Source organism: Leptolyngbya sp. Cla-17 (assembly GCF_016807185.1).
GTDB lineage: Bacteria > Cyanobacteriota > Cyanobacteriia > Leptolyngbyales > Leptolyngbyaceae > ULC077BIN1.
Map to the genome: position 1 here is coordinate 2,601,457 of NZ_JAEVYN010000002.1, position 26,206 is coordinate 2,627,662.

At 48.5% G+C, this 26,206-nt stretch carries 28 protein-coding genes and 2 pseudogenes; 14 read left to right on the top strand and 16 right to left on the bottom strand.

Going from position 1 to position 26,206, the window contains the following annotated elements; translation table 11 throughout:
• Window position 1: 1 nt before the first annotated feature.
• From JOY44_RS22835 to JOY44_RS22890, 13 genes are all read left to right on the top strand, one after another.
• Window positions 2-2,266, top strand: a complete 2,265-nt coding sequence (locus JOY44_RS22835) for a CHASE2 domain-containing protein (RefSeq protein ID WP_171575716.1) — start codon at window positions 2-4, stop codon at window positions 2,264-2,266.
• 5 nt (window positions 2,267-2,271) lie between these two features.
• Window positions 2,272-2,901 carry a response regulator gene (locus JOY44_RS22840; RefSeq protein ID WP_171575717.1) on the top strand — a complete coding sequence of 210 codons (630 nt, stop codon included), beginning with the start codon at window positions 2,272-2,274 and terminating at the stop codon, window positions 2,899-2,901.
• 238 nt (window positions 2,902-3,139) lie between these two features.
• Window positions 3,140-3,790 (top strand): MOSC domain-containing protein, encoded by a 651-nt coding sequence (locus JOY44_RS22845; protein WP_171575718.1) that lies wholly within the window; start codon window positions 3,140-3,142, stop codon window positions 3,788-3,790.
• A 57-nt stretch (window positions 3,791-3,847) separates the two neighbouring features.
• Window positions 3,848-4,717: an alpha/beta fold hydrolase gene (locus JOY44_RS22850; protein WP_171575719.1), complete on the top strand. Its 870-nt coding sequence runs from the start codon at window positions 3,848-3,850 to the stop codon at window positions 4,715-4,717.
• An 83-nt stretch (window positions 4,718-4,800) separates the two neighbouring features.
• Complete coding sequence (locus tag JOY44_RS22855; RefSeq protein ID WP_171575720.1) at window positions 4,801-5,238, top strand: cupin domain-containing protein; 438 nt, start codon at window positions 4,801-4,803, stop codon at window positions 5,236-5,238.
• 154 nt (window positions 5,239-5,392) lie between these two features.
• The gene (locus JOY44_RS32990; protein WP_242541851.1) at window positions 5,393-5,683 is read left to right on the top strand and encodes an alpha/beta fold hydrolase; all 291 of its coding nucleotides are present in this window, start codon (window positions 5,393-5,395) and stop codon (window positions 5,681-5,683) included.
• On the top strand, window positions 5,574-5,975 hold the full coding sequence (locus tag JOY44_RS31625) for a hypothetical protein (RefSeq protein WP_197985776.1): 402 nt from the start codon (window positions 5,574-5,576) through the stop codon (window positions 5,973-5,975). Before JOY44_RS32990 ends, JOY44_RS31625 begins: the two co-directional genes overlap by 110 nt.
• A gap of 331 nt (window positions 5,976-6,306) precedes the next feature.
• Window positions 6,307-7,302, top strand: a complete 996-nt coding sequence (locus JOY44_RS22865) for an alpha/beta hydrolase (protein ID WP_171575721.1) — start codon at window positions 6,307-6,309, stop codon at window positions 7,300-7,302.
• A 203-nt stretch (window positions 7,303-7,505) separates the two neighbouring features.
• Window positions 7,506-8,255 carry an SDR family oxidoreductase gene (locus JOY44_RS22870; protein ID WP_171575722.1) on the top strand — a complete coding sequence of 250 codons (750 nt, stop codon included), beginning with the start codon at window positions 7,506-7,508 and terminating at the stop codon, window positions 8,253-8,255.
• A gap of 30 nt (window positions 8,256-8,285) precedes the next feature.
• Window positions 8,286-8,933: a cysteine hydrolase gene (locus JOY44_RS22875; RefSeq protein ID WP_171575723.1), complete on the top strand. Its 648-nt coding sequence runs from the start codon at window positions 8,286-8,288 to the stop codon at window positions 8,931-8,933.
• A gap of 152 nt (window positions 8,934-9,085) precedes the next feature.
• Window positions 9,086-10,114 carry a class I fructose-bisphosphate aldolase gene (locus JOY44_RS22880; protein ID WP_171575724.1) on the top strand — a complete coding sequence of 343 codons (1,029 nt, stop codon included), beginning with the start codon at window positions 9,086-9,088 and terminating at the stop codon, window positions 10,112-10,114.
• Between the two features lie 456 nt (window positions 10,115-10,570).
• Window positions 10,571-11,407, top strand: coding sequence for a DUF488 family protein (locus JOY44_RS22885; RefSeq protein ID WP_171575725.1), 837 nt, complete (start codon window positions 10,571-10,573; stop codon window positions 11,405-11,407).
• A 2-nt stretch (window positions 11,408-11,409) separates the two neighbouring features.
• Window positions 11,410-12,228, top strand: a complete 819-nt coding sequence (locus JOY44_RS22890; protein ID WP_171575726.1) for a hypothetical protein — start codon at window positions 11,410-11,412, stop codon at window positions 12,226-12,228.
• 96 nt (window positions 12,229-12,324) lie between these two features.
• Here the strand turns inward: JOY44_RS22890 and JOY44_RS31630 are convergent.
• From JOY44_RS31630 to JOY44_RS22975, 16 genes and pseudogenes are all read right to left on the bottom strand, one after another.
• A pseudogene (locus JOY44_RS31630) lies at window positions 12,325-12,735 on the bottom strand (DUF6130 family protein).
• Window positions 12,736-12,761: 26 nt separating this feature from the next.
• A complete protein-coding gene (locus JOY44_RS22905; RefSeq protein WP_197985693.1) occupies window positions 12,762-13,151 on the bottom strand; it encodes a DUF302 domain-containing protein in 390 nt (129 codons plus the stop codon).
• 51 nt (window positions 13,152-13,202) lie between these two features.
• Entirely contained in the window at window positions 13,203-13,682 is a 480-nt protein-coding gene (locus tag JOY44_RS22910; RefSeq protein WP_171575727.1) for a DUF1348 family protein, read from the bottom strand.
• Between the two features lie 88 nt (window positions 13,683-13,770).
• Window positions 13,771-13,962: an SDR family oxidoreductase gene (locus JOY44_RS22915; protein ID WP_171575728.1), complete on the bottom strand. Its 192-nt coding sequence runs from the start codon at window positions 13,960-13,962 to the stop codon at window positions 13,771-13,773.
• The gene (locus JOY44_RS22920) at window positions 13,959-15,347 is read right to left on the bottom strand and encodes a mercuric reductase (RefSeq protein ID WP_171575729.1); all 1,389 of its coding nucleotides are present in this window, start codon (window positions 15,345-15,347) and stop codon (window positions 13,959-13,961) included. The genes JOY44_RS22915 and JOY44_RS22920 overlap by 4 nt, the downstream gene beginning before the upstream one ends.
• A gap of 139 nt (window positions 15,348-15,486) precedes the next feature.
• Entirely contained in the window at window positions 15,487-16,281 is a 795-nt protein-coding gene (locus JOY44_RS22925) for an SDR family NAD(P)-dependent oxidoreductase (protein WP_171575730.1), read from the bottom strand.
• Between the two features lie 29 nt (window positions 16,282-16,310).
• Window positions 16,311-17,411, bottom strand: a complete 1,101-nt coding sequence (locus JOY44_RS22930; RefSeq protein WP_171575731.1) for an alkene reductase — start codon at window positions 17,409-17,411, stop codon at window positions 16,311-16,313.
• 110 nt (window positions 17,412-17,521) lie between these two features.
• Entirely contained in the window at window positions 17,522-18,415 is an 894-nt protein-coding gene (locus JOY44_RS22935) for an alpha/beta fold hydrolase (RefSeq protein ID WP_207211202.1), read from the bottom strand.
• Window positions 18,416-18,516: 101 nt separating this feature from the next.
• A complete protein-coding gene (locus tag JOY44_RS22940) occupies window positions 18,517-19,425 on the bottom strand; it encodes an SDR family NAD(P)-dependent oxidoreductase (RefSeq protein ID WP_197985695.1) in 909 nt (302 codons plus the stop codon).
• Between the two features lie 59 nt (window positions 19,426-19,484).
• Window positions 19,485-21,086: a GMC family oxidoreductase gene (locus tag JOY44_RS22945; protein WP_171576212.1), complete on the bottom strand. Its 1,602-nt coding sequence runs from the start codon at window positions 21,084-21,086 to the stop codon at window positions 19,485-19,487.
• Window positions 21,087-21,275: 189 nt separating this feature from the next.
• Window positions 21,276-21,680, bottom strand: coding sequence for a hypothetical protein (locus tag JOY44_RS22950; RefSeq protein ID WP_171575733.1), 405 nt, complete (start codon window positions 21,678-21,680; stop codon window positions 21,276-21,278).
• Between the two features lie 202 nt (window positions 21,681-21,882).
• Window positions 21,883-22,221, bottom strand: a complete 339-nt coding sequence (locus JOY44_RS22955) for a hypothetical protein (RefSeq protein ID WP_171575734.1) — start codon at window positions 22,219-22,221, stop codon at window positions 21,883-21,885.
• A 259-nt stretch (window positions 22,222-22,480) separates the two neighbouring features.
• On the bottom strand, window positions 22,481-23,071 hold the full coding sequence (locus tag JOY44_RS22960) for a Dps family protein (RefSeq protein WP_171576213.1): 591 nt from the start codon (window positions 23,069-23,071) through the stop codon (window positions 22,481-22,483).
• 107 nt (window positions 23,072-23,178) lie between these two features.
• Complete coding sequence (locus JOY44_RS32655) at window positions 23,179-23,601, bottom strand: response regulator transcription factor (RefSeq protein ID WP_171575735.1); 423 nt, start codon at window positions 23,599-23,601, stop codon at window positions 23,179-23,181.
• A 92-nt stretch (window positions 23,602-23,693) separates the two neighbouring features.
• Window positions 23,694-24,206, bottom strand: a complete 513-nt coding sequence (locus JOY44_RS22970; RefSeq protein WP_171576214.1) for a DsbA family protein — start codon at window positions 24,204-24,206, stop codon at window positions 23,694-23,696.
• 265 nt (window positions 24,207-24,471) lie between these two features.
• Window positions 24,472-25,179: pseudogene (locus JOY44_RS22975) on the bottom strand (IS630 family transposase); the annotation flags it as partial.
• A 122-nt stretch (window positions 25,180-25,301) separates the two neighbouring features.
• Here JOY44_RS22975 and JOY44_RS22980 point away from each other — a divergent pair.
• Window positions 25,302-26,185, top strand: a protein-coding gene (locus JOY44_RS22980; protein ID WP_197985220.1) for an IS630 family transposase whose coding sequence is annotated in 2 segments (ribosomal slippage) — window positions 25,302-25,628 and window positions 25,631-26,185 — 882 coding nt in all. Because the reading frame shifts where the segments join, the coding sequence is not laid out codon by codon here.
• Window positions 26,186-26,206 lie beyond the last annotated feature (21 nt).

Below are 26,206 nucleotides of genomic sequence, written 5' to 3' on the forward strand. Positions count from 1 at the left end.
TATGTGGACAATTCTGAAACAGCAAATTTGGCGCTGGCGTGGGGTCGTCTTACTCACGGTTCCCAGCGTTGCTGGAGGTTTGCTGCTTTTGCGGTTAACTGGCGCACTCCAGTTCATGGAACTAATGGCACTGGATCAGATGTTTCGTCTGCGTCCCTCTGAACCGGTTGATTCTCGCATCGTCCTCGTCACGATCAATGAGTCGGATATCAAACAGCTTGGTCAATGGCCCATGTCTGATGCCATGCTGGCTCGTGCCATCACTTTGCTCAAACGACAGCAGCCCAGAGTCATTGGGCTGGATCTCTTTCGCGATTTACCTGTAGAACCCGGTCATCAAGACCTGAGCAACGTTTTCACCTCTACCCCTAACTTAATTGGAATTGAGAACGTCATTAAAGCCGCAAATGGTGAAGTCATTCCAGCCCCGCCGCTCTTAAAACAGCGAAATCAGGTCAGTGCCAGTGATCTGCTGTTGGATGGAGATGGTCGAGTGCGTCGCAGCTTGCTGTATTTGAGAACTCAGGATGATCGATCGATCTTTACGTTGGGCGCACGTCTGGCATTTTTTTACCTTGATAAACAAGGTATCTCCCGTCAACCTCTTAACCTTGAGCAGACGAAGTTTCAGTTGGGTCGAGCTATCTTTACACCGTTGCAGCCCAATGATGGCGGTTATGTGGGGATGGATGCAGGTGGGTATCAAATTCTGTCAAATTTCCCCAAATTCCGGCATGGGTTTCACACGATCTCGCTCACGGATGTTTTGCAGGGACGGCTGCCACTTGGCTTGGTGCGCGATCGCATCGTCCTGATTGGAGTGACCGCAGAAAGCCTGAAAGACAAATTTTTCACCTCTTACACCACTGACTCTACTGCTGTACCCGCTGGTGTTGAAGTTCATGCGCTGTTAACTAGCCAATTGCTGAGTGCCGCGTTAGATGGACGGTCACTCTTGCACACTTGGTCAGAGCCAATGGAGTGGTTGTGGATCGTGATTTGGTCAACCACTGGAGCCGTCATTGGCTGGACAGCCTCATCACCGCGACAAACCGTATTGAAAGTTGTGCTATTGGGCATGGCTTTTAGCGGTGCTGCCTACGGTTTCTTTCTTGTGGGTTGGTGGATCATCATCGTGCCACCGCTACTTGCCCTTGTGGGCTCTGCGATCACCAGCAATGGCTACCTGCTCTGGGAAAATCTTAAGGAGCACGCTCGCACCCTAGAACAAAAAGTAGAAGAGCGAACCCTGAATCTAGAGCAAGAAATTATTGAACGCAAACAGGCGGAAGAGACATTAAGCCAGCAGAAACAGCTTCTTCAAACGATCGTGGATCACATTCCGGTGATGATTACGCTTTACGACGCAACCGGGCGCGTTGAGTTTGGCAATCGTCAGTTTGAGCAAATGTTGGGCTGGTCAGCCGCCGATTTGCAGAATATTGACCTAGTGGCTGAATGTAGTTCTGATTCGGAACAGCGGCAGCAGATTTTAGACCATATGTTAGCCGCGACTGGCACCTGGTTTGATCTAAAAATTAGAACAAAAGACGATCGCTTCGTCAACACCGCCTGGGCAAATGTTCAGCTTGACAACAAGTTATTTGTGGGGATTGGGCAAGACATCAGCGATCGTAAACGGGCTGAAGAAGCCTCAATTTTAGACGAGCGCAACCGGATGGCACGAGAGATTCATGATACCCTCGCCCAAGCCTTTACAGGTATCCTGCTGCATATTGGAGCTGCCACCGAGCTGATTACGAAAAAACCAGCAACCGCACAAACTCACCTGGAAACCGTAGATGAATTAGCCCGCACAGGATTGGCTGAAGCGCGGCGCTCAGTAACAGCACTGCGTCCTAAACTATTAGAAGAGGGCAACTTATTTGATGCTCTTAAACACTTAACCAATCAAATGCAAGTTTCCAGTCAGACCCATCTCACTTACGAGGTTATGGGTGTAGCCTATGCTTTAGCACCATACGTTGAGAATCACCTCTTACGGATTGGACAAGAGGCACTCACCAATGCCGTTAGATATGCCCATGCCACTGAAATTCACATTGAGTTAGTGTACGAGGAGACACAGTGCTTTTTACGGGTGAAGGACGATGGACGGGGCTTTAACGTGGGTCAAGTATCTCTGGAGCAGGGCTTTGGTTTATTGGGCATGAGTGAACGGGCTGAGCAGATTAGGGGTGAATTACTCATTCAAAGCCAGCCCGGTCAAGGCACAGAAGTTGTTGTGATTGTGAATCGGGAGTAGCGTCTATGAGCCAACCAGCAGTCATACGTGTTCTGATTGTGGATGATCATGCGATCGTTCAGCAAGGAATAGCTGCCATCATCAATGAAGAAGACGATATGACGGTGGTTGGTCAAGCACAAAATGGGATTGAGTCGATCGCGTTGTTCCGCGAATCACAACCGGATATCACTTTAATGGATTTACGGATGCCCCAAATGGGAGGCGTTGAAGCCATTAAAGCGCTTTGTGCGGAATTCAATACGGCTCGTATTATTGTATTGACCACCTATGACGGCGATGAGGATATCTATCGTGGCTTACGGGCTGGGGCAAAGGGCTATCTGCTCAAAGACTCCAAACCTAACGAACTCCGAACCGCTATTCGTACTGTTCACCGTGGGCAACAATATATTCCACCGCATGTTGGCGCTAAGTTAGTGCAGCGCATGAATAACCCAGAGTTGACCGATCGCGAATTAGAAGTCCTTCAATTAGTCGCTCAGGGCCTGAGCAACTTAGAAATCGGTGCTGCCCTCAATATTACTGAAAGCACTGTTAAATCGAATGTCAACCGCATTTTAAGCAAGTTGGGAGCGAAAGACCGCACACAGGCAACCATTATTGCCTTAAAGCGAGGGATTGCCATCCTATAGGTTGGTCATGACCAACCTAAGTTTGATCTAAACCTTGAACTTAAGTTTGATCTAAACCTATACCTCGGATCAACCAATCATTGATCGATTTGTTGCTTAAACGATAGACCCTGAATGGACGACAACTTTGAATTAGTCCCCTAAATTAAGGTCATGCAAACGGTTGCAGGGTTGATGCAAAGAAGATGGATTACCGTAAAGGGTTGCCACTTCTTCATGACTAAATGTGGAGCTAAAAATGAAACTCATCTCTGTCAATGTCGGGCTTCCGCGTGAAGTGACTTGGAAAGGGAGAACCGTTAGCACTGGTATTTTCAAAGAGCCAATTCGCAATCGCGTCATGGTGCGATCGCTCAATTTAGACGGGGATGGACAGGCTGATTTAACCGTTCATGGTGGCTTGGAGAAAGCAGTCTACGTTTATCCGTTTGAGCATTACGATTATTGGCGCAGTGAATTGCCTGACACAGAGTTAACGCTAGGTAACTTTGGTGAAAATTTCACAACTACTGGATTGAAAGAAGAGGAACTGAATATTGGCGATCGGTTTGCGATCGGCACTGTTCAACTGATGGTGACCCAACCTCGTCTACCCTGCTACAAACTAGGGATTCGGTTTGGACGACCAGATATGGTGAAACGGCTTCTTTCCAGTCGTCGCACCGGGTTTTACTTCTCTGTTTTGCAAGAGGGTGAAGTCGGAGCCGGAGACACTTTAGAGTTGGTGAGTCGAGATAACAACAATATTACGGTTGCTGATATCACACAACTGTATACCCATGAGAAGACCGATCCAGAGTTGCTTCAACGCGCAGCCCAACTGAAAGCATTACCCGTAAGTTGGCGCGATTATTTCCAGGAGCAAAGCCGTCGTCAGGACGAGAGATAGATTAATCCGCCCGAAAAAGTCACCATTTCACCTTTATAAATAGCAAGGAGTAATTTCATGACTACTTATCGCACTGTTTCGATCGATGGTTTAGATATCTTCTACCGTGAAGCGGGTTCCCGCAGCAATCCTACGATTCTGCTGTTACATGGTTTCCCAACCTCCTCTCATATGTTCCGCAACTTGATTCCTGCGCTTGCTGACAAATTCCATCTGGTTGCTCCCGATTATCCAGGCTATGGCAACAGTTCCGCGCCAGGTGTAGATGAATTTGACTACACTTTTGATCATCTGGCTGAAATTATTGAGAAATTCATTACCGCTATCGACCTTAAAAAATACAGCCTCTATGTGATGGATTACGGTGCCCCTGTTGGCTATCGCATTGCAGCGAAATATCCAGAGCGAGTACAAAGTCTCATTGTGCAAAATGGTAATGCCTACGAGGAAGGTCTGCGGGAGTTCTGGGAACCCATTAAGGCATACTGGCAAGACAAATCGCCTGAAAATGCAGACAAGCTCAAATACCTTGTCACCCTGGAAGCAACAAAGTGGCAATATACCAACGGCGTTCGCAATCTGGAAGCGATCAGTCCCGATACCTGGACGATCGATCAACATTTCCTTGATCGCCCCGGCAACGGTGAAATTCAACTGGCGCTGTTGTATAGCTATGGCACCAATCCACCGCTCTATCCACAATGGCAGGAGTATTTCCGCAAGTATCAACCACCGACCCTGATTGTTTGGGGCAAGAACGACTACATCTTTCCTGCTGAGGGTGCTTATCCCTACAAACGCGACCTGAAAGACGTTGAGTTCCATTTACTCGATACAGGACATTTCGCACTAGAGGAAGAGGGGAAAGCGATCGCAAACTACATCAGTCAATTTCTCGCGTCACGGTTGCAACCCATTCCTGTCTAATCATTGCCATTCATGAATGCTTTCTCAATTTGAGTTAGAAGCTTGAGCATTGATCACACAAATTACTTACCCACAGGGACATCATGACACAAACTCTCTGGTTATTTGGCACTCGTCTCACCATCGTTGCAGATCACACTACAACCGGAGGTCAGTATGATCTGATCGAAGGGTACTTCCCACCCGGCGCACAAACTCCTCCCCATCGTCACACGCGCTATTCCGAGCAACTCTATGTGCTAGAAGGGGAGTTCACAGTCTGGGCAGGTGAGAACAAAGTGGTGCTAAGCCCTGGTGAAAGTTATCTCATTTCTTCAGGCACCCCTCATGTGGTTGCTGTGCTCAGTGATAAGCCAGCCCGTGGGTTAGTCGTTGCTGCCCCCAGTGCCTTTGCTCGGTTGATTGAAGCTACTGGAACAGTGGATGAGACAGAACAAATAGACATGGCGCTGTTTGACCGCATTTCTGTCGAAATTGGCGATGAACTTTTGGGCTTGCCTGGAGATTTGCCCAATGCATAAGGTGGCAAACGCGTTCCATGAATCTCCAAGGAATAATTTCATGACTACATATCGCACAGTCTCAATTGATGGTTTAAATATCTTCTATCGTGAAGCAGGTTCTCGTGATCATCCAACAATTTTACTGCTGCATGGCTACCCGACTTCATCGCATATGTTCCGCAATTTAATTCCTGCGCTTGCTGATCAATTCCATCTAGTTGCCCCTGATTATCCTGGTTTTGGGTATAGTTCAATGCCCACAGTAGATGAATTTGATTACACCTTTGCTCATCTCACCGAAGTCATCGCAGGTTTTATCGATGCGATCGACTTGAAACGCTACAGTCTTTACCATGATGGACTATGGCGCTCCTATTGGCTATCGTCTTGCCACGCAGCATCCAGAGCGAGTAGAGTCATTGATTGTGCAAAATGGCAATGCCTACGAAGAAGGGTTAGGTGATTTCTGGAAGCCAATGAGAGCTTTTTGGCAAAATAAGACACCGGAGAATGCTGATCGAGTACGTCAGACGATGACATCGGAGGCTACAAAACGGTATTACACCACCGGAGCCAAGAATCTAGAAAACCTCAGTCCGGATACCTGGACTTTAGATCAAGCGCTTCTTGATCGCCCTGGCAATCGAGATATCCAACTGGCACTGAAGCACGACTATCAATCCAATGTGTTGCTATATCCGCAATGGCAAGCTTACCTGCGTCAGTATCAACCCCCTACGCTAGTCGTGTGGTGAAAAAATGACCAGGGCTTTTTAGTCGAAGGAGCCGATGCCTACAAACGTGACTTGCAGAACCTTGAGTTTCATGTGCTGGATACTGGGCACTTCGCTCTGGAGGAAGAGGTCGAGGTGATCGCAGATCATATCCGTCAATTTATGACTACTCACGTTGTCAAGCAGGACACCATGCTAGCGACTGGCAGGAAATGATTTCGTCTAAAAATCAAAGTCAATCGGAAGTGATTGTCATTTCACAATCATTGCTCATCAATTCACACTGTCAAGTTAATAGGCTTAACAGTGCTGTTTCAACAGATTGTTTACCACTTATCAAAAGGAGAACATCATGGTTGCTCAAGTATATTCACCAGCAGCAAACGGTTTGAAAGTTGCAGATGATCCACGTCTTTCCAGAGAAGTGAAGGCATTTTTGAAAGAACTGAATTCAGCAGATGTGGCATTAGAGAAATTATCTCCGATCGAAGCGCGTCAAGTACTCGTGGATGCACAAGCCTCCGTCACAGTGGATCTTTCAGGTATTGAAGAGTCTGAGAAAACGATTACTGCGGACGGCTACACGATTACGCTCAACATTGTGCGCCCTGAAGGAGTTCAAGGCACATTGCCTGTTTTCATCTTTATTCACGGTGGCGGTTGGGTATTAGGCGATTACCCAACGCACAAACGTATGGTACGTGATCTTGTAGTGCTCTCAGGGTTCGCGGCTGTCTTCGTCAACTACAGGCGCACTCCAGATGCTCAGTATCCCCAGGCGATCAATGAAATCTATGCCAGTATCAAATGGGTTGCCGAGCATGGTGAGGAGATTGAGGTAGATGGCAAAAAATTGGCAGTTGTTGGCAACAGCGTGGGCGGGAATATGACGGCTGTGACTGCGTTGATGGCAAAAGCGAAAGGTGGTCCACAGATCAAGTTGCAAATTATGATGTGGCCGATTGTAGATGCTAGTTTTGAAACGGATTCTTATCATCAATTTGGTGATCAGCGGTTCCTGACAACACCGTTGATGAAGTGGATGTATAACATGTATATTGCTGACCCAGAAAAACGTCAAGACATCTATGCCTCTCCCTTACAGGCTACGGTTGAGCAATTACAAGGATTACCGCCGACGCTCATTCAGGTTGCAGAAAGTGATATCTTGCGTGATGGCGGTGAAGCCTATGGACGCAAGCTCGATGAAGCGGGGGTAACTGTAACAACCGTGCGTTACAACGGCATGATTCATGACTTCGGGCTGTTGAATGGTTTAGCTGAGGTTCCGGCAGTGCGTTCGCTGTTTGTCCAAGCAGCCGCTGAACTGAAGAAATATCTTCAATAGTCAGCGATTGGTTCTTGTATTATTCGTTGCCATACATTCTTGTTCTTGTTGGGTTGGGGTTGATCACAAGCTAAAGACTGCTCTGGCTTGTCTAATTCTTCGCTGGGTAAGTCAGAGATCGGTTGATAGTTGGCGATCGACTCCACATTTTCAAGAACTCATTAAGGGCCGTTTTTGTAAAATCAATTGTTGCAGGATTCATCATGAACAAACTAGAAGGGAAAATTGCGCTGGTCACAGGTGGCACTAGCGGCATCGGTCTTGCTACAGCCAAGCGCTTTATCGCTGAAGGTGCTTATGTCTTCATAACGGGTCGTCGCCAAACCGAACTGGATGCTGCTGTAAAGGAGATTGGTAAAAGTGTCACGGGGGTTCAGAGCGATGCCTCCAACCTAGCAGACCTCGATCGCCTCTTTGCCACAATCAAGCAGGAGCAGGGGCACCTTGATGTCATCTTCGCCAATGCGGGTAGTGGCGAACTCGCCCCACTCGGATCAATCACTGAAGAACACTTTGACAAAACGTTTAATACTAACGTTAAGGGGCTGTTGTTCACCGTCCAAAAGGCGCTACCGCTGCTGCCAGACGGTGCTTCCATCATTCTGAATGCCTCGATCACTTCCATCAAGGGTACTCCAGCTTTCAGTGTTTACAGTGCCACCAAAGCCGCTGTGCGATCGTTTGCCCGGAATTGGACACTCGACCTCAAAGATCGCAAAATTCGCGTCAATGCCATCAGTCCTGGCGTGGTTCCAACTCCTGGTTACGATCACCTGGGACTAAGTGAAGATCAATTGAAGGAATTTGTGGATAGCCAAGCTGTCACCATCCCACTGGGACGAGTCGGCACACCGGATGAGATTGCCAAGGCCGTTGTCTTTCTCGCTTCGGATGACAGCAGCTTTGTGAACGGTATTGAGCTGTTTGTCGATGGCGGTATGGCACAGATCTAAAGTCCTCTAACAGCGATCGCAAAGAGAAACATGAACATCAATAAAAATGACACTGCAATTGTCGTGATTGATCCACAGAACGATGTTTTAAGTGAAAACGGAGTTTCTTGGGATTTAGTGGGCGACAGTGTGAAAGATAATAAAACTGTTGAGAATATCGAGCGCATCTTCAAAGCCGCGAAGCAGAACGATTTTGAGGTGTTCATTTCGCCCCACTATTACTACCCTACTGATTACAACTGGAAATTTGCCGGAACTCTGGAGCAGATGATGTTTGGGGTGAAAGAGTTCACTCGCAGTGGACCCTTAACCCTCGACGGTTTCTTGGGATCGGGTGCCGACTGGCTCGATCGCTACAAACCCTTCATTGAAGATGGTAAGACGATCGTGGTCAGCCCTCACAAGGTCTATGGACCGCAGAGCAACGACCTCGTTTTGCAACTGCGTAAACGCAATCTCAGCAAAGTCATTCTGCTCGGTATGCTGGCAAATCTTTGTGTGGAAGCTCACTTGCGCGACTTAATCGAACAGGGCTTTGAGGTGCTTGTCGTCAAAGATGCAACAGCAGCTCCGCACCATCCAGAGCTAGGTGATGGCTACAAGGCAGCATTGATTAACTTCGGGTATGTCGCTAACGCCGTTTTGTCTACAGATGACGTTGTAGTAGCGATGCAGTGACGGTAGCAATTATGATTACCTTTATTTACAGCTTGACAAGGTCTTTTCGCCTGTGTTTGTCTCCATCAACGTCATGCTGCTACGTTAAGTAAAGTTGGGATAAGTATGATAGTTCCAGTACATTTATCCATGCTTAAGGAGACATCTGAGGTATGTACGAACAAGAGTTAGCAGCTACTGCCAAAGCAATGGTTGCCCCAGGCAAGGGTATTTTGGCGGCGGATGAGAGTTACAGCACCGCGAATAAGCGGTTTGAGAAGCTGGGCATTCCCACGACCGAAGAAATGCGTCGGGCATACCGCGAAATGCTCTTTACCGCTCCTGGGATTGGTGACTTCTTTAGCGGCGTGATTTTATTTGATGAGACGATTCGCCAATCCACCAAGGATGGTACTCCGTTTACCAAAGTTCTGTCGAATGCTGGCATTATTCCCGGCATCAAGCTCGATGCAGGTGCAAAACCGTTAGCCAAAGCGCCTGGTGAGACGGTGACTGAGGGCTTGGATGGTTTGCGCGATCGCATTGCTGAGTACTACCAAATGGGTGCCCGCTTTGCTAAGTGGCGGGCTGTGATTACGATCGGTGACGGTATTCCATCCAATCGCTGTATCAAAACCAATGCCCATACCCTTGCCCGGTATGCCGCGCTGTGTCAGGAAGGCGGATTGACCCCAATCGTTGAACCAGAAGTGCTGATGGATGGCGATCATACGCTGGAGCATAGTTATGCAGTGCATCATGAAGTGCTCAAAATGGTGTTCGATGAACTCTACAGTCAGGGGGTCGAACCTGATCAGATGATCCTCAAGCCCAGTATGGTGATTCCAGGTGAAAAGAGTTCTCAGCAGGCAAGCGTTGAAGATGTCGCGCGATGGACTGTGAAATGTCTGCGAGAGCTCGTTCCGGCTGCCGTTCCCGGTTGTGCCTTTCTGTCCGGCGGACAAAGTGATGAACTCGCAACTGCCCACCTGAATGCAATGAACGCTCTCTTCAAAGACCAATTGCCGTGGATCCTAACGTTTTCCTACGGTCGGGCGCTCCAGCAAGCCGCGATGCAAACCTGGAATGGACAGGATGCAAATGTGGCTGCGGCTCAGAAAGAACTGTATCATCGTGCTCAATTAAACGGTGCTGCCGCGTTGGGGCAGTATCAACCTGAAATGGAGAAAGTAACTGTGTGAACTGCTTTGCACCATCACTGGGCTTTATCCGTTAAGGGGCGATCGCCCCTCAACAACCATCTCTAGCAGGCAAAACCTCTCTTTAGAAAATTGCTTCCTAAATGATTTCAGCCTCATAAACAATCTCAAAAGATTAGTGCAAAAACTCTGCGCGGAAGCCAGCTAACGTTATATTTTTGCAGCGGCAAGCAGCCTTGAACTCTCACTGACAAACTTTTACCGTCCGCACCAACGTAGTGTTTGAGCAGCTATCGGTACACTGCAAAAAACGCGGTGAGACAAAAGACGCGCCAAAATTTTAGCCGCCAGCTAGAATGCCAAGAAGCTTTTGAGGTAATATGTAAAGCCATCTTAATATTGAGCTGACTTCAAACCTCTTCGTGAGACAATTAATAGTATAAATGAACTATTTGGAGATTGATAAGCAAGGTGTTACACCGACAAAAAGCCCTACTAATGATGCTTCAGCAGGTTGGGGGTACAGCTTCCAACTTGCAAATGATGAAGTGGGCGTTTTTGTTGTCCTGCGAAACGTTGTCTCATGGAGGAAAAACGTTTTATCAATTTATTCCGTATCGGTACGGTCCTTACTCTTTTACTCTTAATCAGGAAACAGATTCACTCATTCGTAATGGCTTCCTAGAAAAAGGACTTGACAATCGATGGAATCTCACTCCTCTAGGAAAGAATCTAGACATAGCTTTACCTAATGATGTCAGCAAAGATATTTGCCAGATTTCTGAGATCTATGGGAAATTATCCGGACAAAAGTTAATCAATCTAATCTATGACAAGTATTCTTGGTTTACAATCAACAGCGATCTTCCTGGAAGAAAAAGAAAACGCCCAGTTGCTGAGAAGTCTATCTATACTGCTGGTTATGAAGGCAAAACCGTTGATGAGTTTCTAAATCTCCTTATGGAATCTGGTATATCGCGATTGATTGATGTCCGATATAATCCAATCTCACGCCGATATGGTTTCCATAAAAGTACTCTTCTGCGCCTATGTAGTTCTTTGAAAATAGACTACCAACACCTTCCTGGTCTGGGAATACCAGGCTCAGAACGAGAACATCTAGGCTCTGATCATCAATACACATCTTTGTTCGAGAATTATCGTTGTAGTCTTCCTTCTCGTGAAAAGGATTTGACTAACGTAAGTCGGTTGTTGAAGTCTGAGCCTAGTGTCCTCATGTGTATGGAAGCTAATCCAGAATTTTGCCATCGCAACGTTTTGGCTCAACATCTAACAACTTTAGTTGATATGCCGGTTAAGCACTTGGGATGTTAGCCATGAGTAATCAGGCAATCAGAACTAAAGTTCTTATAACTGTGATGACCTACCCACATCCATCTAGAGGTTATCAAGAACTTATTTGTACGGCTGGTGTAACTGAGCAGGGCGAATGGGTACGACTTTATCCAGTAGACTACCGTTACAGACCCAGAAATCAACAATTCCGTAAATATCAGTGGATAGAAGTTGATCTCTTCCCGCATGGAGCGGGTAATGATCGGAGGAAAGAAAGCAGGAAACCGATTTTGGATACGCTCCGCGTTCTAGGAGAACCGCTTTCCACGAAACATGAATGGAAAGAGCGTCGTCAAATTATTGATCAAATTCCAATTCACACGGTAAAGCAGTTACGAGAATTGCATGGATCTGACCATGTATCACTTGGTATTGTGCAGCCTACAAGAGTACTTGATTTAAAGATTGAACCCGCTGATCCTGAATGGAAATCAGAATGGCAAGCTTTATTTGACCAATTGACCCTTTTTGGACCTGTTCAAAAACCTCTTCGCAAAATACCATACAAGTTCAGTTATGTTTTTGAGTGCGATGACAGCCACAGACCTCACAATGCCATGATTGAGGACTGGGAACTCGGGGTGCTTTGGCTAAATGAAGTAGCTCGTTTGGGCGATGAAGAGCAAGCAGCTTTGAGCGTTCGCCGCAAGTTTCTCGACGAGCTATGTAACCAGAGCAAAGATACCCGTTTCTTTATGGGTACAGTATTTCCGTATAACACATGGGTCGTCCTCGGTGTTTTTTGGCCGCCTAAACCAAGCAATTCCCAGCCAGAGGCAATTCAAGGAACTTTATTTTAAGACGCGTATCTGATAGCTGATTTTGGGGTGCTTATCCAGGATTGGGGCGAGACTTCGTATCATAGGCGAAGGTCTGCTGGAAAAGTGGGGCACGACTCATCGCTTCGGATTAGGCAGCATCAATGTCACCGTTTCGCTGGTGATGACGTTGTGCGTGGGATCGGCTAGTTCGATCAGCACCTTGTGTTGTCCAGGTTCCAGACCACCCAGGATAATTGCTTCGCCGCTAGCATCCACAAAGTGCTAGGGTGCATCATCCGTAATGTGGATATGACCAATACGTGGCGATACGTCGAGGGCACCTTTGCCGAATACTGGCACCACGCGCAGGTTCTCCGTCCGGTACTGGATGAAGACACGACCCTGAGCCAACGGTTCGGGCAGCGGTGGATCGACAATTAGCTTGGCAGGTGGTTCGCTGGCGATCGCAATCAATGGTGATGAACCACGAATATCTTTGGCGCTCTGGGTTAAGGCAGCGGTGGCGATCGGGTTTGGGTCAGTCATGATGGTCAATTCCAGTGAGTAGCTATCTAAAGAAAGGCTTGATGGATGAGCGGTGCCATGATACCAATGTTTTTCACCAACTCATGCGAGAGTGAGAACCGCTGTTGTAAGTAATGGGCATCGTTGTAACTCAGCCATACTCTGCCATCAGCTGCTTCCCATGCCAGCACTTTCAGCGGTAAATCCAGGGCGATCGTGGGTTCTACCACCATGAGAGGTGTTCCGGCTTTGGGGCTGCCAAACAATAACAACTGTGTGGGACGCAGATTTAAGCCAACTTTCTCAGCTTCAGTTTGTTGATCAATGCGGGCAAAAATGGTGATGCCTTTTGCCTGAAGAACGGCGGCTAAGCGATCAATAATTTCAGTCACCGAATAGGAACTGGGCTGGCTGATAATGCCGTCAGTTACAGTCATAGCGATGGATTATAGGATAAAAACTGGGTGATATAGCGTTGCTCCGGCTGCTCAAAGAGTAAGGTCGGACAAGCTGGGATGATCATCGGGACGACGACCCAGTGGCCAGTGGTACTTGCGATCGCTCTCCTGAATTTGTAGGTCATTGATGCTAGCAATCCGCCACCGCATGAAGCCGTGTTCGTCAAACTCCCAATTCTCATTGCCGTAGGAACGGAACCAGTTGCCAGCATCATCATGCCACTCGTAAGCAAACCGGACAGCAATACGGTTGTCCCGAAACGCCCACAGCTCTTTGATCAAACGGTAATCCAATTCTTTCAGCCACTTCTGGGTCAAGAACTGGACGATCGCCTCACGACCGACTAGAAATTCTGAGCGATTGCGCCAAACGCTATCCGACGTGTAAGCGAGTGATACTTGTTCGGCATTGCGTGTGTTCCAGGCATCTTCGGCGCTGCGGACTTTTTGAATAGCGGATTCATAATCGAACGGTGGCAAGGGTAGTCGAAGCTTTTCGGGGTTGTTCATAGATTGTGTCCAATAGCGTTTCAAGCGTTTTTATCATCAGTCTCAGCACTGCTTTTACGAGCCGTCGTCAAAAGTAGTCTGATCTACATCAATGCAGACTATCCGCGATCACTAGTGTTTCACCAGTGATCCAGGCTGAATCAGAGAAGGAGAAGAAGACAGCGGCAGGGGCGATGTCCTGTGGTCGTCCGATGCGACCCCATGGGGGTTGCACTTCTATTTGTTTGCGGAAATCATTCTCCAGCACGCCCAGTGCAGGATGTTGTGCTGGCTGCCTCACAACTTTGAGAACAACAAATTTAACCCTTCAGTCATCGTGGGATGAGTCAAAACACCATCGCGCAGGACAGTGTAGGGCAGTTGAGCCTGCATCACCATTTGCACCGTCGAAATCACTTCACCCGCTGCATGGCACAAGAGTAAGCAGCCAAGAATACGATCTGTCTTCGCATCCACGATCACCTTCAGCAGTCCATCGGTTCGACCCGAAGTTCTTGCTCTGGGAATGGCAGAGGCATCCAGCGTTGCCACGCGAATGTCATACCCTTGTTGCCGTGCGGCGGTTTCAGTCAGACCTACCTGCGCTAATTCTGGGTCAATGAACAAGCAAGATGGAACTAGGCGATCGCTCGTACTGCGGTTACCGCCATCAATGAGATTCGCTTTAATGATCCGATAGTCATCCAGCGCCACATGGGTATATTGCGGTCCTCCATTGATGTCGCCTAATGCCCAGATATTCAAAACGTTGGTTTCCAGATGATCGTTGACTTGAATAAAACCGCTGGCATCCATTGCAACACCCGCAGCCGCCAGGTTTAAAGTATCAGTGGTGGGCGCACGACCCACAGCTACCAGTAAATGGGTTCCTTGAAGACTGATCTCACGATCGCCCACCTGAATTTGCAGCCTGGTTTCATTGCGAGCGCGATCAACTTTCAATACTTTCGACTCCAACAGGAATTCAACACCGTCTCGTTCTAAGAGGGTTTGAACAGCGATCGCGATATCAGAATCTTGCGATGACAAAATTTGCCCACTTTGCCCAACTACAGTCACGCGAGCGCCAAAGCGCCGGAACATCTGGGCGAATTCCAAGCCAATATAACCGCTGCCGAGAACGATTAAATGCTCTGGCAACTGTTCCAATTCCATCATCGATTCGCTGGTGAGAAATCCAGTTTCTTTAAGTCCCGGCACTGATGGAATCAACGGTCGCGTACCAGTATTAATAAACAGCCGTCCGGCGGTGAGGTGTCGAATAGTGCCTTCAGCCGTTGCCACTTCAATGGTTTTAGGAGCGATAAACCGCGCTGTGCCGATGATGAGATCGTGACCGAGAGCCGTTTCAAGATTATGCAAGTTCGCTGCCCGCGCCGCTTCCACGACCGATCGCTTGCGTTGGATTACCGCTGCCAAATCTACGATAGGTGCACTAGTGTTAACCCCATACGTAGCACTGTGCCGCACGGTATGGGCGACCTCTGCACTTGCCACCATCGTTTTTGTGGGAATGCAGGCGATATTGATGCATCCGCCACCAATCATGGTTAAGCTGCGTTCTATCAAAGCGGTTTTATGTCCAGCCGCGACTAGCGCGGGTGCCAGTGTTTTACCGGCTTTGCCACCGCCGATAATGATGTCATCGTAGTATTCAATGTCCACTGACTTCTCCTTTGCGGTTGACAGCCAAACAATATCCGTCTCTGATGTCTAGATTGCTTTGCCTGGAAAGCCTGTCTCGTTTGATGATTGATCTTCCAATGCCCAGAGTTGCGATAGCTGTGCTTAGGTGAATGAAAAACTAGAGAATTGATCTGACTACACCGCCATCCACCCGCAGTGCTGCCCCATTTGTGGCGGATGAGAGCGGGCTGGACACATAGGTCACTAAGGCGGCGACCTCTTCGGACGTGGCAAAACGCTTGAGCAGCGAGGAAGGACGCACGGACTCAAAAAACTCTTTTTCGACCTGAGCAACCTCAACACCGCGATCGCTTGCCATTTTTTCGACAAAATCGCCGACTCCTTCCGAGCGAGTGGGTCCAGGCAGCACGGAATTGACCGTTACACCTGTACCAACCGTCATTTCAGCCAGACCACGGGCGATCGCAATTTGGGCTGTTTTGGTCATGCCGTAGTGGATCATTTCCACCGGGATTTGGACGGCAGATTCGCTAGAGATAAAGATAATGCGTCCCCAGTCTTGCGTTAGCATGGCAGGCAAATACTGACGACTGAGGCGAACACCGCTCAAAACATTTGCTTCAAAAATTTTGAGCCAATCATCGTCTGAGATATCACTAAATGCTTTTGGCTCGTAAAAGCCCAGATTATTCACCAAAATATCTACAGTGGGCACTTGCTGAAAGAGTTGTTCAGCACCTTCACGAGTAGACAAGTCAACTGCAATACCTGAGAGTTTAATCTTTGGAGCGAGTCCGTTGATCTTGTTGATCGCTTGCTTTACTCGTTCCTCTGAGCGTCCATTGATGATCACTGAGGCTCCCTCTTGGGCAAGCGATTGCGCGATCGCAAAGCCGATGCCGCCTGTAGAGCCGCTGACTAATGCTGTTTTCCCTATTAATTTCAAATCCATAATCATCGTCCCCAAAAGTACTGATAAACCTAGCGCACCTGAAGCTCAAGCGCCGGGTAATCGATGTAACCTCTCTCATCGCCACCGTAAAAGGTTGATGGATCGGGTGCATTGAGTGCGGTATCTGATTGAAAACGTTCTGGTAAGTCGGGGTTGGCAAGGAAGAGAGTGCCAAAGGAGACTAGATCGGCATCGCCACGAGCGATCGCAGCGTTGGCTTTGTCGCGATCGTAGCCCCCGTTCGTCATCAGGAGACCCTTAAAGAATGGGCGAAAATAAACCGTAGGAGTGAGCGTACCCCCATGTCGTTCATCGGCTTCACTGGGTTCAATCAAATGCAAGTACGCTAGCCCAAAGCGATTGAGTGCATTAATGGTGTAACCAAACGTCGCTTTGGAGTCAGAGTCAGTCATGCTGTTGAAGGTGTTGCTGGGCGACAGCCGGACACCCACACGATCAGCTCCCCATACCCCAACGATCGCTTCGGTCACTTCCAACAGCAACCGAGCACGGTTTTCAACGCTGCCACCGTAAGCATCGGTGCGCTTGTTGGTGCCATCACGCAAAAACTGATCAAGTAGATAACCATTCGCGCCGTGAACTTCAACCCCATCGAACCCAGCGGCTAGAGCGTTCTCAGCACCCTGGCGATAGGCTTCAACAATGCCTGGAAGTTCATCTGTTTCCAGGGCACGCGGTGTGACATAGGGCTTGGAACCCTCATAAGTTGCAGCTTCTCCCTCTTCAGGTGCGATCGCGCTGGGTGCAACTGGCAACACTCCGTTAGGCTGTAGCGATGGATGCGAAATCCGTCCCACATGCTGAAGCTGCAAGAAAATGCGTCCACCACGGGTATGCACCGCCTCTGTCACCCGTTGCCAACCCTTAACTTGCTCAGGTGAATGGATACCTGGAGTGGCTGGATAGCCCTGTCCATAAGGCGTTACCTGGGTTGCCTCGGTAATCAGCAGTCCCGCTGAGGCGCGTTGAGCGTAGTAAGTTGCATTTAACGCAGTAGGCACGTTGCCTTCGCCAGCACGGTTGCGGGACATCGGTGCCATAACAACCCGATTCGGCAGTGTATAGCAACCCAGTTGAAGCGGCGAGAAAAGATTGATAGCAAGACTCATAGCGTATTCTCTCCAATAGTCATGATTGTGATTCTCCTGTTTAAAGACAACAGGTCAAGTGAGCAGGCAGAACAATTCTTCCCAGAGAAGTGTCATCATTTGCCCCGATTCTATTTCGCAGCCGCAGCGTGCTCGATGAGCCTGGCAACGGCATCCGGATGGGAAATCATCACCACATGGGACGCGCCCTTCACGGCGATCGTCTCCTTTGATCCAGCGCGCTTCGCCATGAAAGCGTGCACCGCTGCTGGAATGTTCAAGTCGCGATCGCCATAAATGAACCAGGACGGGGTGGACTTCCATGCCGGTGCGCCAGATGCCTCATTCAGTGCAGCGTCCGTGGCTGGTCGCTGGGTACTAGCCATCAGCTTCGCATCTGCAACGGGCACATCCGCAGCAAACTGCGCGTGGAACTTGGACTGCTGGATGTAGAGGTCTTTTCCACCATCGGGCAGGGCGATCGGCGGCGCGAGTGTCAGTCCGAGCGTGCTGCCTGGGTAACGACCGGAGAGAGCGACGGCAGTCTCACCCGTCTCAGGGGCAAAGCCAGCAACGTAGACCAGTGCCTTCACGTTCTGGTTGCCATTAACTGCATTGGTAATCACTGAGCCTCCATAGGAGTGCCCGACCAGCACGATTGGACCCTTGATATCCTTGAGAATGCTGGCAACATAGTCCGCGTCACTCTTGACTCCGCGCAGAGGGTTGGCGACGGCGATCGTCGGATACCCTTTTGTGATCAGTTTGGTCAATACACCGTCCCAACTGGCGGACTCGGCAAACGCGCCGTGGACGAGGACGACGGTGGGCTTGTTGTCTTGGGCGTTTGCAGGGTTCATGATGGCTCCCAGGGAAGTGATCAGGATGATTCCCAGGGAAAGTGCGGCGATCAAAAGTAGGCGGATGCCGTTCCTGCGGATGAGCATATTCATGTCGTAATCTCCTTTGTGTTTGTTGATGTTGTTAGGTGGCGAAAAGATGATTGCCCTAGCCGATGCGATCAAGCGCAATGCCCTCTTCTCAACAGTTGCCCCATCGGTTTATCAGCGGCGGCACTGCTCTAAATCTTTCGGGTAAAAGAGGGAAAGGACTCCTTCCTTGAGGTTCAACTTGAAAACGATACCTCCCAGAGTCGATCGGCGTTATCTGGGTCAAGGGCATAGGGCGCAACGCCGCTGTAGTCTTCGGTTCGCCGAGGTACGATTGCGGCTTCATTGCAGTCCTCAAAGTAGCGACCGTCGATGCCCTTCAGCAACGGGGTCGTTGCCAGCAGCACTGAGGTAGCAGCACCCTGTTCCGGTGTCTTCTGCCGTTCTGGTGGGGTCTGGATACCACCAACATAACGCTGAAGGTTAGTCGCGATCGCGCCAGGCATTAAAGCATTAGCCGTAATACCATCCTTGAACCAGCGGGTAGTAGCACCAACCGCAAAGAGAATATTGGCGGTTTTGGATTGCCCGTATGCCAGCCACGGATCGTAACGACAAAACGCGAAGTGGATATCGTCGAAAACAACGGGCGAGAGCATGTGTCCGCTAGAACTAACGGAGACGAGCCGTGCCGCACCAGCCGCAGCCAGTGCGTCGTGGAGTCCGAGTGCTAGTGCAAAGTGTCCGAGGTGGTTGGTGGCAAACTGCATCTCCCAGCCTTCGGGCGTGTATTGTTCGGGCAACGCCATCACCCCAGCGTTGTTGACGAGAATGTGCAATGGTTTATCCCATGCGGCAACGAATGTGGCGATCGATCTGCGATCGCTGAGGTCAAGCGAGGCAACATAAATGTTCTGGTTTCCGGTGATAGCCGTGATGTCAGCCGCAACCTGCGCTCCTGCCTCGGTGTTACGCACAGCCAGTGTCACCTCAGCTCCTGTACTAGCCAGTGCCCGCGCCGTTTCTACCCCAATGCCGGATGCTGCTCCAGTGACGATCGCCCGTTTGCCAGAAAGATCAATGCCCTTGACGGCCTCAGCAGCGGTGGAATGCTGACCAAAAGGTGTCTTAATCTGTGTCATCATGTGCTCTTTGATGGATGTCAAGTGTTAAGTGCAGATTCTTCTCATCAACAGATGAACTTTTACCACTCGCGATCGCCCATTCCCAAATAAATTGAGTGCGCTGGATTCTTGATGTTGTACTGAGTCATCAGAGTTTGTCGAGTACGACTGGCCTTAATGAAGTCCGCCGCCTTTTCGCCAATCATGATCGTGGGTGCGTTTGTATTGCCAGTGGTGATGGTTGGCATGATGGAAGCATCCACGACCCGCAACCCTTCAATCCCACGGACTCGCAGTTCCGGGTCTACCACCGCCATGTTGTCAGTGCCCATTTTGCAGGTGCCGACAGGGTGATACACTGTGCTACAAGCGTCTCGGACGTAAGCTTCGAGTGCCTCATCACTTTGAACCTCAGCACCCGGAGCAATTTCCTTGCCGCGAAACTCGTCAAACCCTTTGCTCTGAAGCAATAGACGCATTAATTTCAGCGCCGCTACCAGCTTTTGCACATCGACTTCACTCTGTAGATAGTTCATCCGAAACATCGGTGCATCGTTGGGGTCAAGCGATCTCAATTCAACATTGCCCACGTTTTGGAGACGGGTTAAAGAGACGGCACCCGTAAAGCCAAACTCCGCTGAGGCATAACCAGGCGGTAAGAACTGAATGGGACCGAAAAAGAACTGTAAATCGGGCGCAACCTCCCGATCTCCCTCACTATGCAAAAACAATCCGGCTTCGACCCCATTACTGGTGATAGTCGGATGTACGGCTTGGGTGGCCGCATACACCACAGAGACAAGCAGGTGATCTTGCAAATTTTGACCCACGCCCGGCAAATCAGCGACCACTGAAATTCCCATTGCTTGCAGATAATCTGCATTCCCAATACCGGATAGCAGCAATAGTTTCGGTGAATCAAACGCACCCGCGCTTAAAATCACTTCCTGGTTGACTCGCACTTGCTGGAGCGTGCCCTCGTGCAGATATTCCACTCCAACGGTGCGAGTACCTTCAAACAGTAATCGAGTCACTAACGCGCCTGTCGTCACAGTCAAATTGGGACGTTGCAGAATGGGTAGGAGAAAAGCCGCCGCCGCACTATGTCGCCTACCATCCTTGACCGTTAGCTGATAAGGTCCCACCCCTTTCTGCTGTGCCCCGTTAAAATCAGGATTATAGTCATAACCCCTTGCGACACAAGCATCGATAAAGCGTTGAGACACGACAGCAGAAGGCTTGATATCGGTGACGCTCAATTCACCATCAATGCTGTGATATTCAGAGGTTCCTCGTTGCTGGTGCTCTGACTTCTTGAAATAGGGTAAGACATCCTGATAACTCCAGCCGAGATTTCCCAATGCTTGCCAATGGTCATAATCGTGATGATTGCCTCGAACATACATCATGAAATTAATCGAACTGCTGCCTCCCAAAACTTTGCCACGCGGACAAAACATTTTGCGATCGTTCAAGTACGGTTCCGGCTCAGAGAAGTATGCCCAATCGACCTCGGAACCCAATAGGCTCAAGAAAGCCGATGGGATGTAAATCTCCGGTTTCGTATCCGGGTTACCTGCTTCGAGAAGTAACACGGTTGTGTCACTATCTTCGGTCAAACGGTTGACGACCACGCAGCCTGCCGAACCTGCACCAATCACAATATAGTCATATTGAGTCATGGCATCCTCCTTCTGGGTTCTGTGTAATGGATGAATGTAGGCAGAAATAACGAAAATTGATGGCACTCTGACATCAGAACAAATTTGTGTCATTAAGCAAACTTACTTGCTGCACACTTGCAACCTCTGGTGCTAGTGCCACCTGTAGCTCTTTCTGTAATCACTGGACATCAAACGTCAATCTCAGATTTACCGACCGTACTTACATAACTTTATGCCTTGTTGATAGTCAAAAAGACTGACTGAACCGCTTGGAGGAAAATAAGCACGGCAACCTTCTGGAGCATCCTCTACCTTCACTTGGTCATCTTTACGAGTATCTAATCGAGATTTAGGTTGTCCTGGCTGGCTGGAAATAGGACTGGCTAGCTGAGTATTGAAATCACTTGCTGCTCTAGTCGGTTTTTCTAAATCGGCTCTTTCCATACCAGTTAATTGAGAGATAGTTTGGTTAGGCAGAAACTCAAATAACTCAACTGCATTTGCACGCGAATCAATAGAGAGAGCTAATGAAGCAACTCCAAATAAGAGTGCTATAGGAATCGAAGAGCTAAGTCTAAATGCGGTAATTGTTGCAACAATCTGGCTTTTCATCACAGTTCTCCTTGGTAAAATAGATGACTTAAAAGTGGATACATTTCAGGTTTAGGCATATTATTTTCAGGTGCCTCAGAAAGTTTTAATTCCTCATAAAACTTCTGAATCAATTTTGCAGTGTGGCTAACACCGCTTGAATATCTTTGCCTAGACTGACTTCGCAACGCCCAGCGATCGCTAAATAGTTAAACAACTATGGCTAATTGAATTCTGTTGCTTGCAATTGAAGACTTTCATTCACCTCGCCCAAATTAAGTAAATGAGAAAGGTGCCTCAAATCCTGCATCAACCGTTGATAGAGTTCAATGAGTTCCTGATAGGATAAAGTTGTCTCAACGGTATGAACGGTTGAGTTTAGATAGAGTGAAAGGTTTGTGATGGGTTGACCAACGGGATGAAATTCAGCGGTCATATAGTCATCCCTATCAAGCTGTAAATCAAACGCTGCAAAGAAGATTTTCAGTGTTCGCTTGTCTACTCTTACTTCGCAACTGAGAATGCGGCTGATGGTGCGCTCGTTGAGTGAGCGATCACTCACTCAATTTTCATACGTGTAACGATTGCCCCATTGAGCATGGAGAGCACTTGCCTAAGTCAATTTCTGCCACCCTAGGTCTGACAGCATGACACCCCGGTTACGATTGTGCTTGCGAGACACAGTAGAATGCACTCGATCATGATTAGGGAATGAAATTTGGTACATGACTTTACTCTCTGTCTTTATAGAAAGGTTGGGTTTAGAAGCTAGAGAATATGAAACTTAATCAGCAACTAATGCAGCCTCTGAATGACTCAAGTTAACTGCTTACCAGTGGTGTATCCACAAAATGTTCTGCCAGAAACCAAACCTGTAGCTCATTCGTTCGCAGCGCTTGGCTCACCAACAAATCATTCGTACCGCTATCTTGATTGGCTGCCGTTTTATCGATCGCCACTCTCAAATCTCCAATAATCAATTCGTGTGCTTCTAGCAACCGTGACAGCATTACGGGCACTGCTTCTACACCATTGGGAGGACGCTGAATTTTGGTGACTTCTGCGACATGACGTGGGTCAGCGATCGCCACACCGCCCAGCGTTTGAACTCGTTCGCCCAGTGCATCGATTAACTCAAGCTGCTCACTGGCGTGTTTGTCGAATAGCAAGTGCAGTTGATAAAATGTGTGTCCACGCATCAGCCAGTGATGTTTTTTGTAGAGGTGGTAGAGAATGATGGTATCTGCCAAAATTTGATTGACTAACGCACAACTTTCGCTGCGGACACTAGGGTTGAGGGTGATCGACAGATTGAGTAGAGTACCGTACTGTTGAATTTCATGTCCATATTGATGTAGCAAAGGCTGGCTGCGATCGACTTGAGTGATTTTGTTTGTATTTTGAGTGGGCACAATTGGCGCTCCTTCTGTGGAAGTCAATGGTTGTATCTTTTGCCTGTGTCAAGAGACTATTTTTTCCAGTCACTAGCTTTTTTGTTGAGCTAATGGAATGGCTCGATCTAGCGAACCAGACCAGAGCGGAGTGCCCGAATCGCGGCTTGAGTGCGATCGCTCACATAGAGCTTCTTCAAGATATTGCGAACATGAGTCTTCACCGTACCCATCGTGATATGTAGCCTGCCAGCGATCGTGGGATTATTGTGTCCCTCCACAATCAATTGCAACACTTCTAGCTCACGAGCCGTTAATGGTTCGATTTCCATAACTTGCCTGTACTCTGGATCGCTCGCCCGAATCATGATCATCTCAGTGCGATTAATGCTGTCGGTCTGAAAAGGATGAGATTGCTTCAGCAAGCCTACAACCTCTTGTGCAACAGTGATGAACGCTCGATTCACAGAAGAACCACCAAAGGAATCAATCTGAGTGGGAGCGCTTAAGCGCTCAAGTTCATCTTCGATCAGTAATGGAATGGATGCCATAAAATAATCCTCATTGAGCTATTCATTAGGGTTAAAAACTAGCGGACTTAATGACTTTTGGTGGTTATAGCTGCTATCAACCGCTCCGTGTTTCAGAGATCGCTATACCGAATGCCATTGATAAATAAGGCTGGGGCATTTATTACTCCACTCTGTAAGCCACTTTCAATATCTTGATTGATGCGAGCAACATGTACTTTCCCGGCTAAATCTTGCAAAAATTGGCAAACATCGAGTCCTAAATGATTGGCATATTCCACCAGGTAACCGTTTCCTAACGCTTGTTGATGGTTGAATAGTATGTCATGCATCTGCCAAAACTGCCCTTGAACCGCCGCCGCGATCGCCGCTTCAGCCGCACGTTGAGCCTGAGCATGAATTTGGCGCTGTGGAAAGTGTCGAAAGATAAAGCACAAGTAATCCTCTCCCAAAGAAACATCGAACTGTCGCTGAATGACTTTAATCAATCTATAAACGTCCGCACTCTGAGAACATTGATAGTCCCCATACAGCACCAGCACCATGGTGGCATCTAGCAAGCCTTGCCTGTGATCTTGGATGGAAGGTGGGACGGATAACGAACTGCGATCCCGGTCTTGATTCACTGCTACCTCTGAAGGAAGGTATTCATCACAAGCAATCTCTATACCTTCTTTGTATGATTGGTGTATAGCAAACTCTAAACCTGCAACTCGGTTGTTGTCTGTGTTTGTATGCATTCAATATAGGCAATGGACTTTCATTTGTCGTCCACTCAGAGTTGACACTTTTGTATAATCAAGTGATGGGTGAATCAATCCATCTCACTATGGAAGGCTAGCTCCAACTAAAGTTATACGGAATTGCGGAAGGCAGTACTTTTTGACCAGATTAAATTGCTTGAATCCAATCAAAGCCCACTTTGCCTTGAACTATCACAGGATGCTGCATCAACCATTGGCACCGCTTGACTAAGACATCCTCTAAAGCATCAAGATTGTCAAACACTTGATTAGCGATTGCTTCGCGCAGCAAAGACCAGACACATTCAGTGGGTTGCAGTTGGAGGGTATAGGGCAATAGCGGGTAGAAGAAAATGCCGGGGGGCACCTGAAGTTTTTGGCTCATATGCCACGCGGCCTGATCAACCAATAGAATGATCAACTGCTGACGATGGGGATTGACCTGAGCCGCAAATAGCTCTAACGCCATCTGCATCATGGAGACATTGGCACGGGGCAATAAAAGGAAGTAGCTCGCTCCAGTGGCAGGATGGACAAAACCATAGGTGTAGACCCATTGATAGCGGCGAGAATGATGCGCTGATGGGCGTTCTCCTATGGGTGCCCAAACCCGCCTGACAATGGGTTGCAAGCCTAATCGAGCTTCGTCTTCCGCCCAAATTACAATCTCCCGATTGGGAAACAACGAGCGCAACCACGCCACATGACCTGCTAATCCTGCTTTGAACTCTGCTTGCTGCTCAAGGGTTGCGCTTTGATGATGCACCGGACGCGGCACCTGCAAGCTCAACCCCAAACGTCGTAGATACTTCCAGGCTGTTGAGGGGTGTAAGCAAATGCCAAAGTAGGTTTCGATATACTAGACCTCTTGCGTGAATGTATGTAAGCAGCTAGAACTAGGTCAAGGAGGAGGATATAGCACTACGAAATCTTATGAGGACGTATAGTTAAGATTGCAAAGAATATCAATGACCTTTTATGCCAGCCCCCTACAGTGACGACCTTCGTCAGAAAGCAATTGCAGCAGTCAAACGAGGAGACCGTAAAACCGAAGTCAGCCGGATGTTAAATATCAGCCGCAATACCTTAGACCAGTGGCTCAAACGAGAAGCCCAAACCGGGAAGTGTGGAGCCATACGCAACTATCAGCAGGGGTGTAGACATAAAATCACCGATTGGCAACGGTTTAGGGAGTTTGTGCAAGAGCATGGCGGCAAGACCCAAGGGCAAATGGCAACTTTATGGGGAGAGGGTGTGACGCAACAAAACATCAGTGATGCGTTGCAAAAGCTGGGAATCAGTCGAAAAAAAAGACGTACGGGTATCAAGAGCGAGATGAGCTTAAGCGCCAAGAGTTTCAAGCGCGATTGAAGACCAAGACAGCGGCTCAGATGGTTTATGTCGACGAAGCAGGCGTTGATAATCGAGACGAGTATCCCTATGGCTACTGCGAGATTGGACACCGCTTTCATGCCCTCAAGTCGGGCAAACGCACCGAGAGAGTCAGTTGGATTGCGGCACTTAAACAGGGGAAGCTTTTTGCACCGCTGACGTTTATCGGCTCGTGTAACCGGGATTTGTTTGAGGTGTGGTTAGAGGAGTGTCTATTACCGCAACTGCAGCCAGGAGATGTCATCGTCATCGATAATGCTAGTTTTCACCATTCTCAAAGCATTGAGGACAGGGTAGCAGCGGCTGACTGTGAGCTTTGGTATCTGCCTGCCTACTCTCCTGACTTCAATCAGATTGAGCATTGGTGGTTTGTGCTTAAGAATTGGATGAGGCAACGGTGGGATGAGTTTGATAGCTTTCGTGAGTGTGTCGATGCTGCGTTCAATCAGTGTTCCAACATTCATGCGTAGCGCTATATCCCTCTTAAATCA

What these genes read in the sequence shown, in the direction of transcription:
- JOY44_RS22905 (WP_197985693.1), bottom strand. Translation starts at nt 13,151, where the DNA reads ATGACTGTAACTGACGGCATTATCAGCCAGCCCAGTTCCTATTCGGTG.
- JOY44_RS22940 (WP_197985695.1), bottom strand. Translation starts at nt 19,425, where the DNA reads ATGATGACACAGATTAAGACACCTTTTGGTCAGCATTCCACCGCTGCT.
- JOY44_RS22855 (WP_171575720.1), top strand. Translation starts at nt 4,801, where the DNA reads ATGACACAAACTCTCTGGTTATTTGGCACTCGTCTCACCATCGTTGCA.
- JOY44_RS22865 (WP_171575721.1), top strand. Translation starts at nt 6,307, where the DNA reads ATGGTTGCTCAAGTATATTCACCAGCAGCAAACGGTTTGAAAGTTGCA.
- JOY44_RS22950 (WP_171575733.1), bottom strand. Translation starts at nt 21,680, where the DNA reads ATGAAAAGCCAGATTGTTGCAACAATTACCGCATTTAGACTTAGCTCT.
- JOY44_RS22910 (WP_171575727.1), bottom strand. Translation starts at nt 13,682, where the DNA reads ATGAACAACCCCGAAAAGCTTCGACTACCCTTGCCACCGTTCGATTAT.
- JOY44_RS22875 (WP_171575723.1), top strand. Translation starts at nt 8,286, where the DNA reads ATGAACATCAATAAAAATGACACTGCAATTGTCGTGATTGATCCACAG.
- JOY44_RS22845 (WP_171575718.1), top strand. Translation starts at nt 3,140, where the DNA reads ATGAAACTCATCTCTGTCAATGTCGGGCTTCCGCGTGAAGTGACTTGG.
- JOY44_RS22880 (WP_171575724.1), top strand. Translation starts at nt 9,086, where the DNA reads ATGTACGAACAAGAGTTAGCAGCTACTGCCAAAGCAATGGTTGCCCCA.
- JOY44_RS22925 (WP_171575730.1), bottom strand. Translation starts at nt 16,281, where the DNA reads ATGGATTTGAAATTAATAGGGAAAACAGCATTAGTCAGCGGCTCTACA.
- JOY44_RS22930 (WP_171575731.1), bottom strand. Translation starts at nt 17,411, where the DNA reads ATGAGTCTTGCTATCAATCTTTTCTCGCCGCTTCAACTGGGTTGCTAT.
- JOY44_RS22890 (WP_171575726.1), top strand. Translation starts at nt 11,410, where the DNA reads ATGAGTAATCAGGCAATCAGAACTAAAGTTCTTATAACTGTGATGACC.
- JOY44_RS22835 (WP_171575716.1), top strand. Translation starts at nt 2, where the DNA reads ATGTGGACAATTCTGAAACAGCAAATTTGGCGCTGGCGTGGGGTCGTC.
- JOY44_RS22885 (WP_171575725.1), top strand. Translation starts at nt 10,571, where the DNA reads ATGATGCTTCAGCAGGTTGGGGGTACAGCTTCCAACTTGCAAATGATG.
- JOY44_RS22945 (WP_171576212.1), bottom strand. Translation starts at nt 21,086, where the DNA reads ATGACTCAATATGACTATATTGTGATTGGTGCAGGTTCGGCAGGCTGC.
- JOY44_RS22870 (WP_171575722.1), top strand. Translation starts at nt 7,506, where the DNA reads ATGAACAAACTAGAAGGGAAAATTGCGCTGGTCACAGGTGGCACTAGC.
- JOY44_RS22840 (WP_171575717.1), top strand. Translation starts at nt 2,272, where the DNA reads ATGAGCCAACCAGCAGTCATACGTGTTCTGATTGTGGATGATCATGCG.
- JOY44_RS32990 (WP_242541851.1), top strand. Translation starts at nt 5,393, where the DNA reads ATGTTCCGCAATTTAATTCCTGCGCTTGCTGATCAATTCCATCTAGTT.
- JOY44_RS31625 (WP_197985776.1), top strand. Translation starts at nt 5,574, where the DNA reads ATGATGGACTATGGCGCTCCTATTGGCTATCGTCTTGCCACGCAGCAT.
- JOY44_RS32655 (WP_171575735.1), bottom strand. Translation starts at nt 23,601, where the DNA reads ATGGCATCCATTCCATTACTGATCGAAGATGAACTTGAGCGCTTAAGC.
- JOY44_RS22850 (WP_171575719.1), top strand. Translation starts at nt 3,848, where the DNA reads ATGACTACTTATCGCACTGTTTCGATCGATGGTTTAGATATCTTCTAC.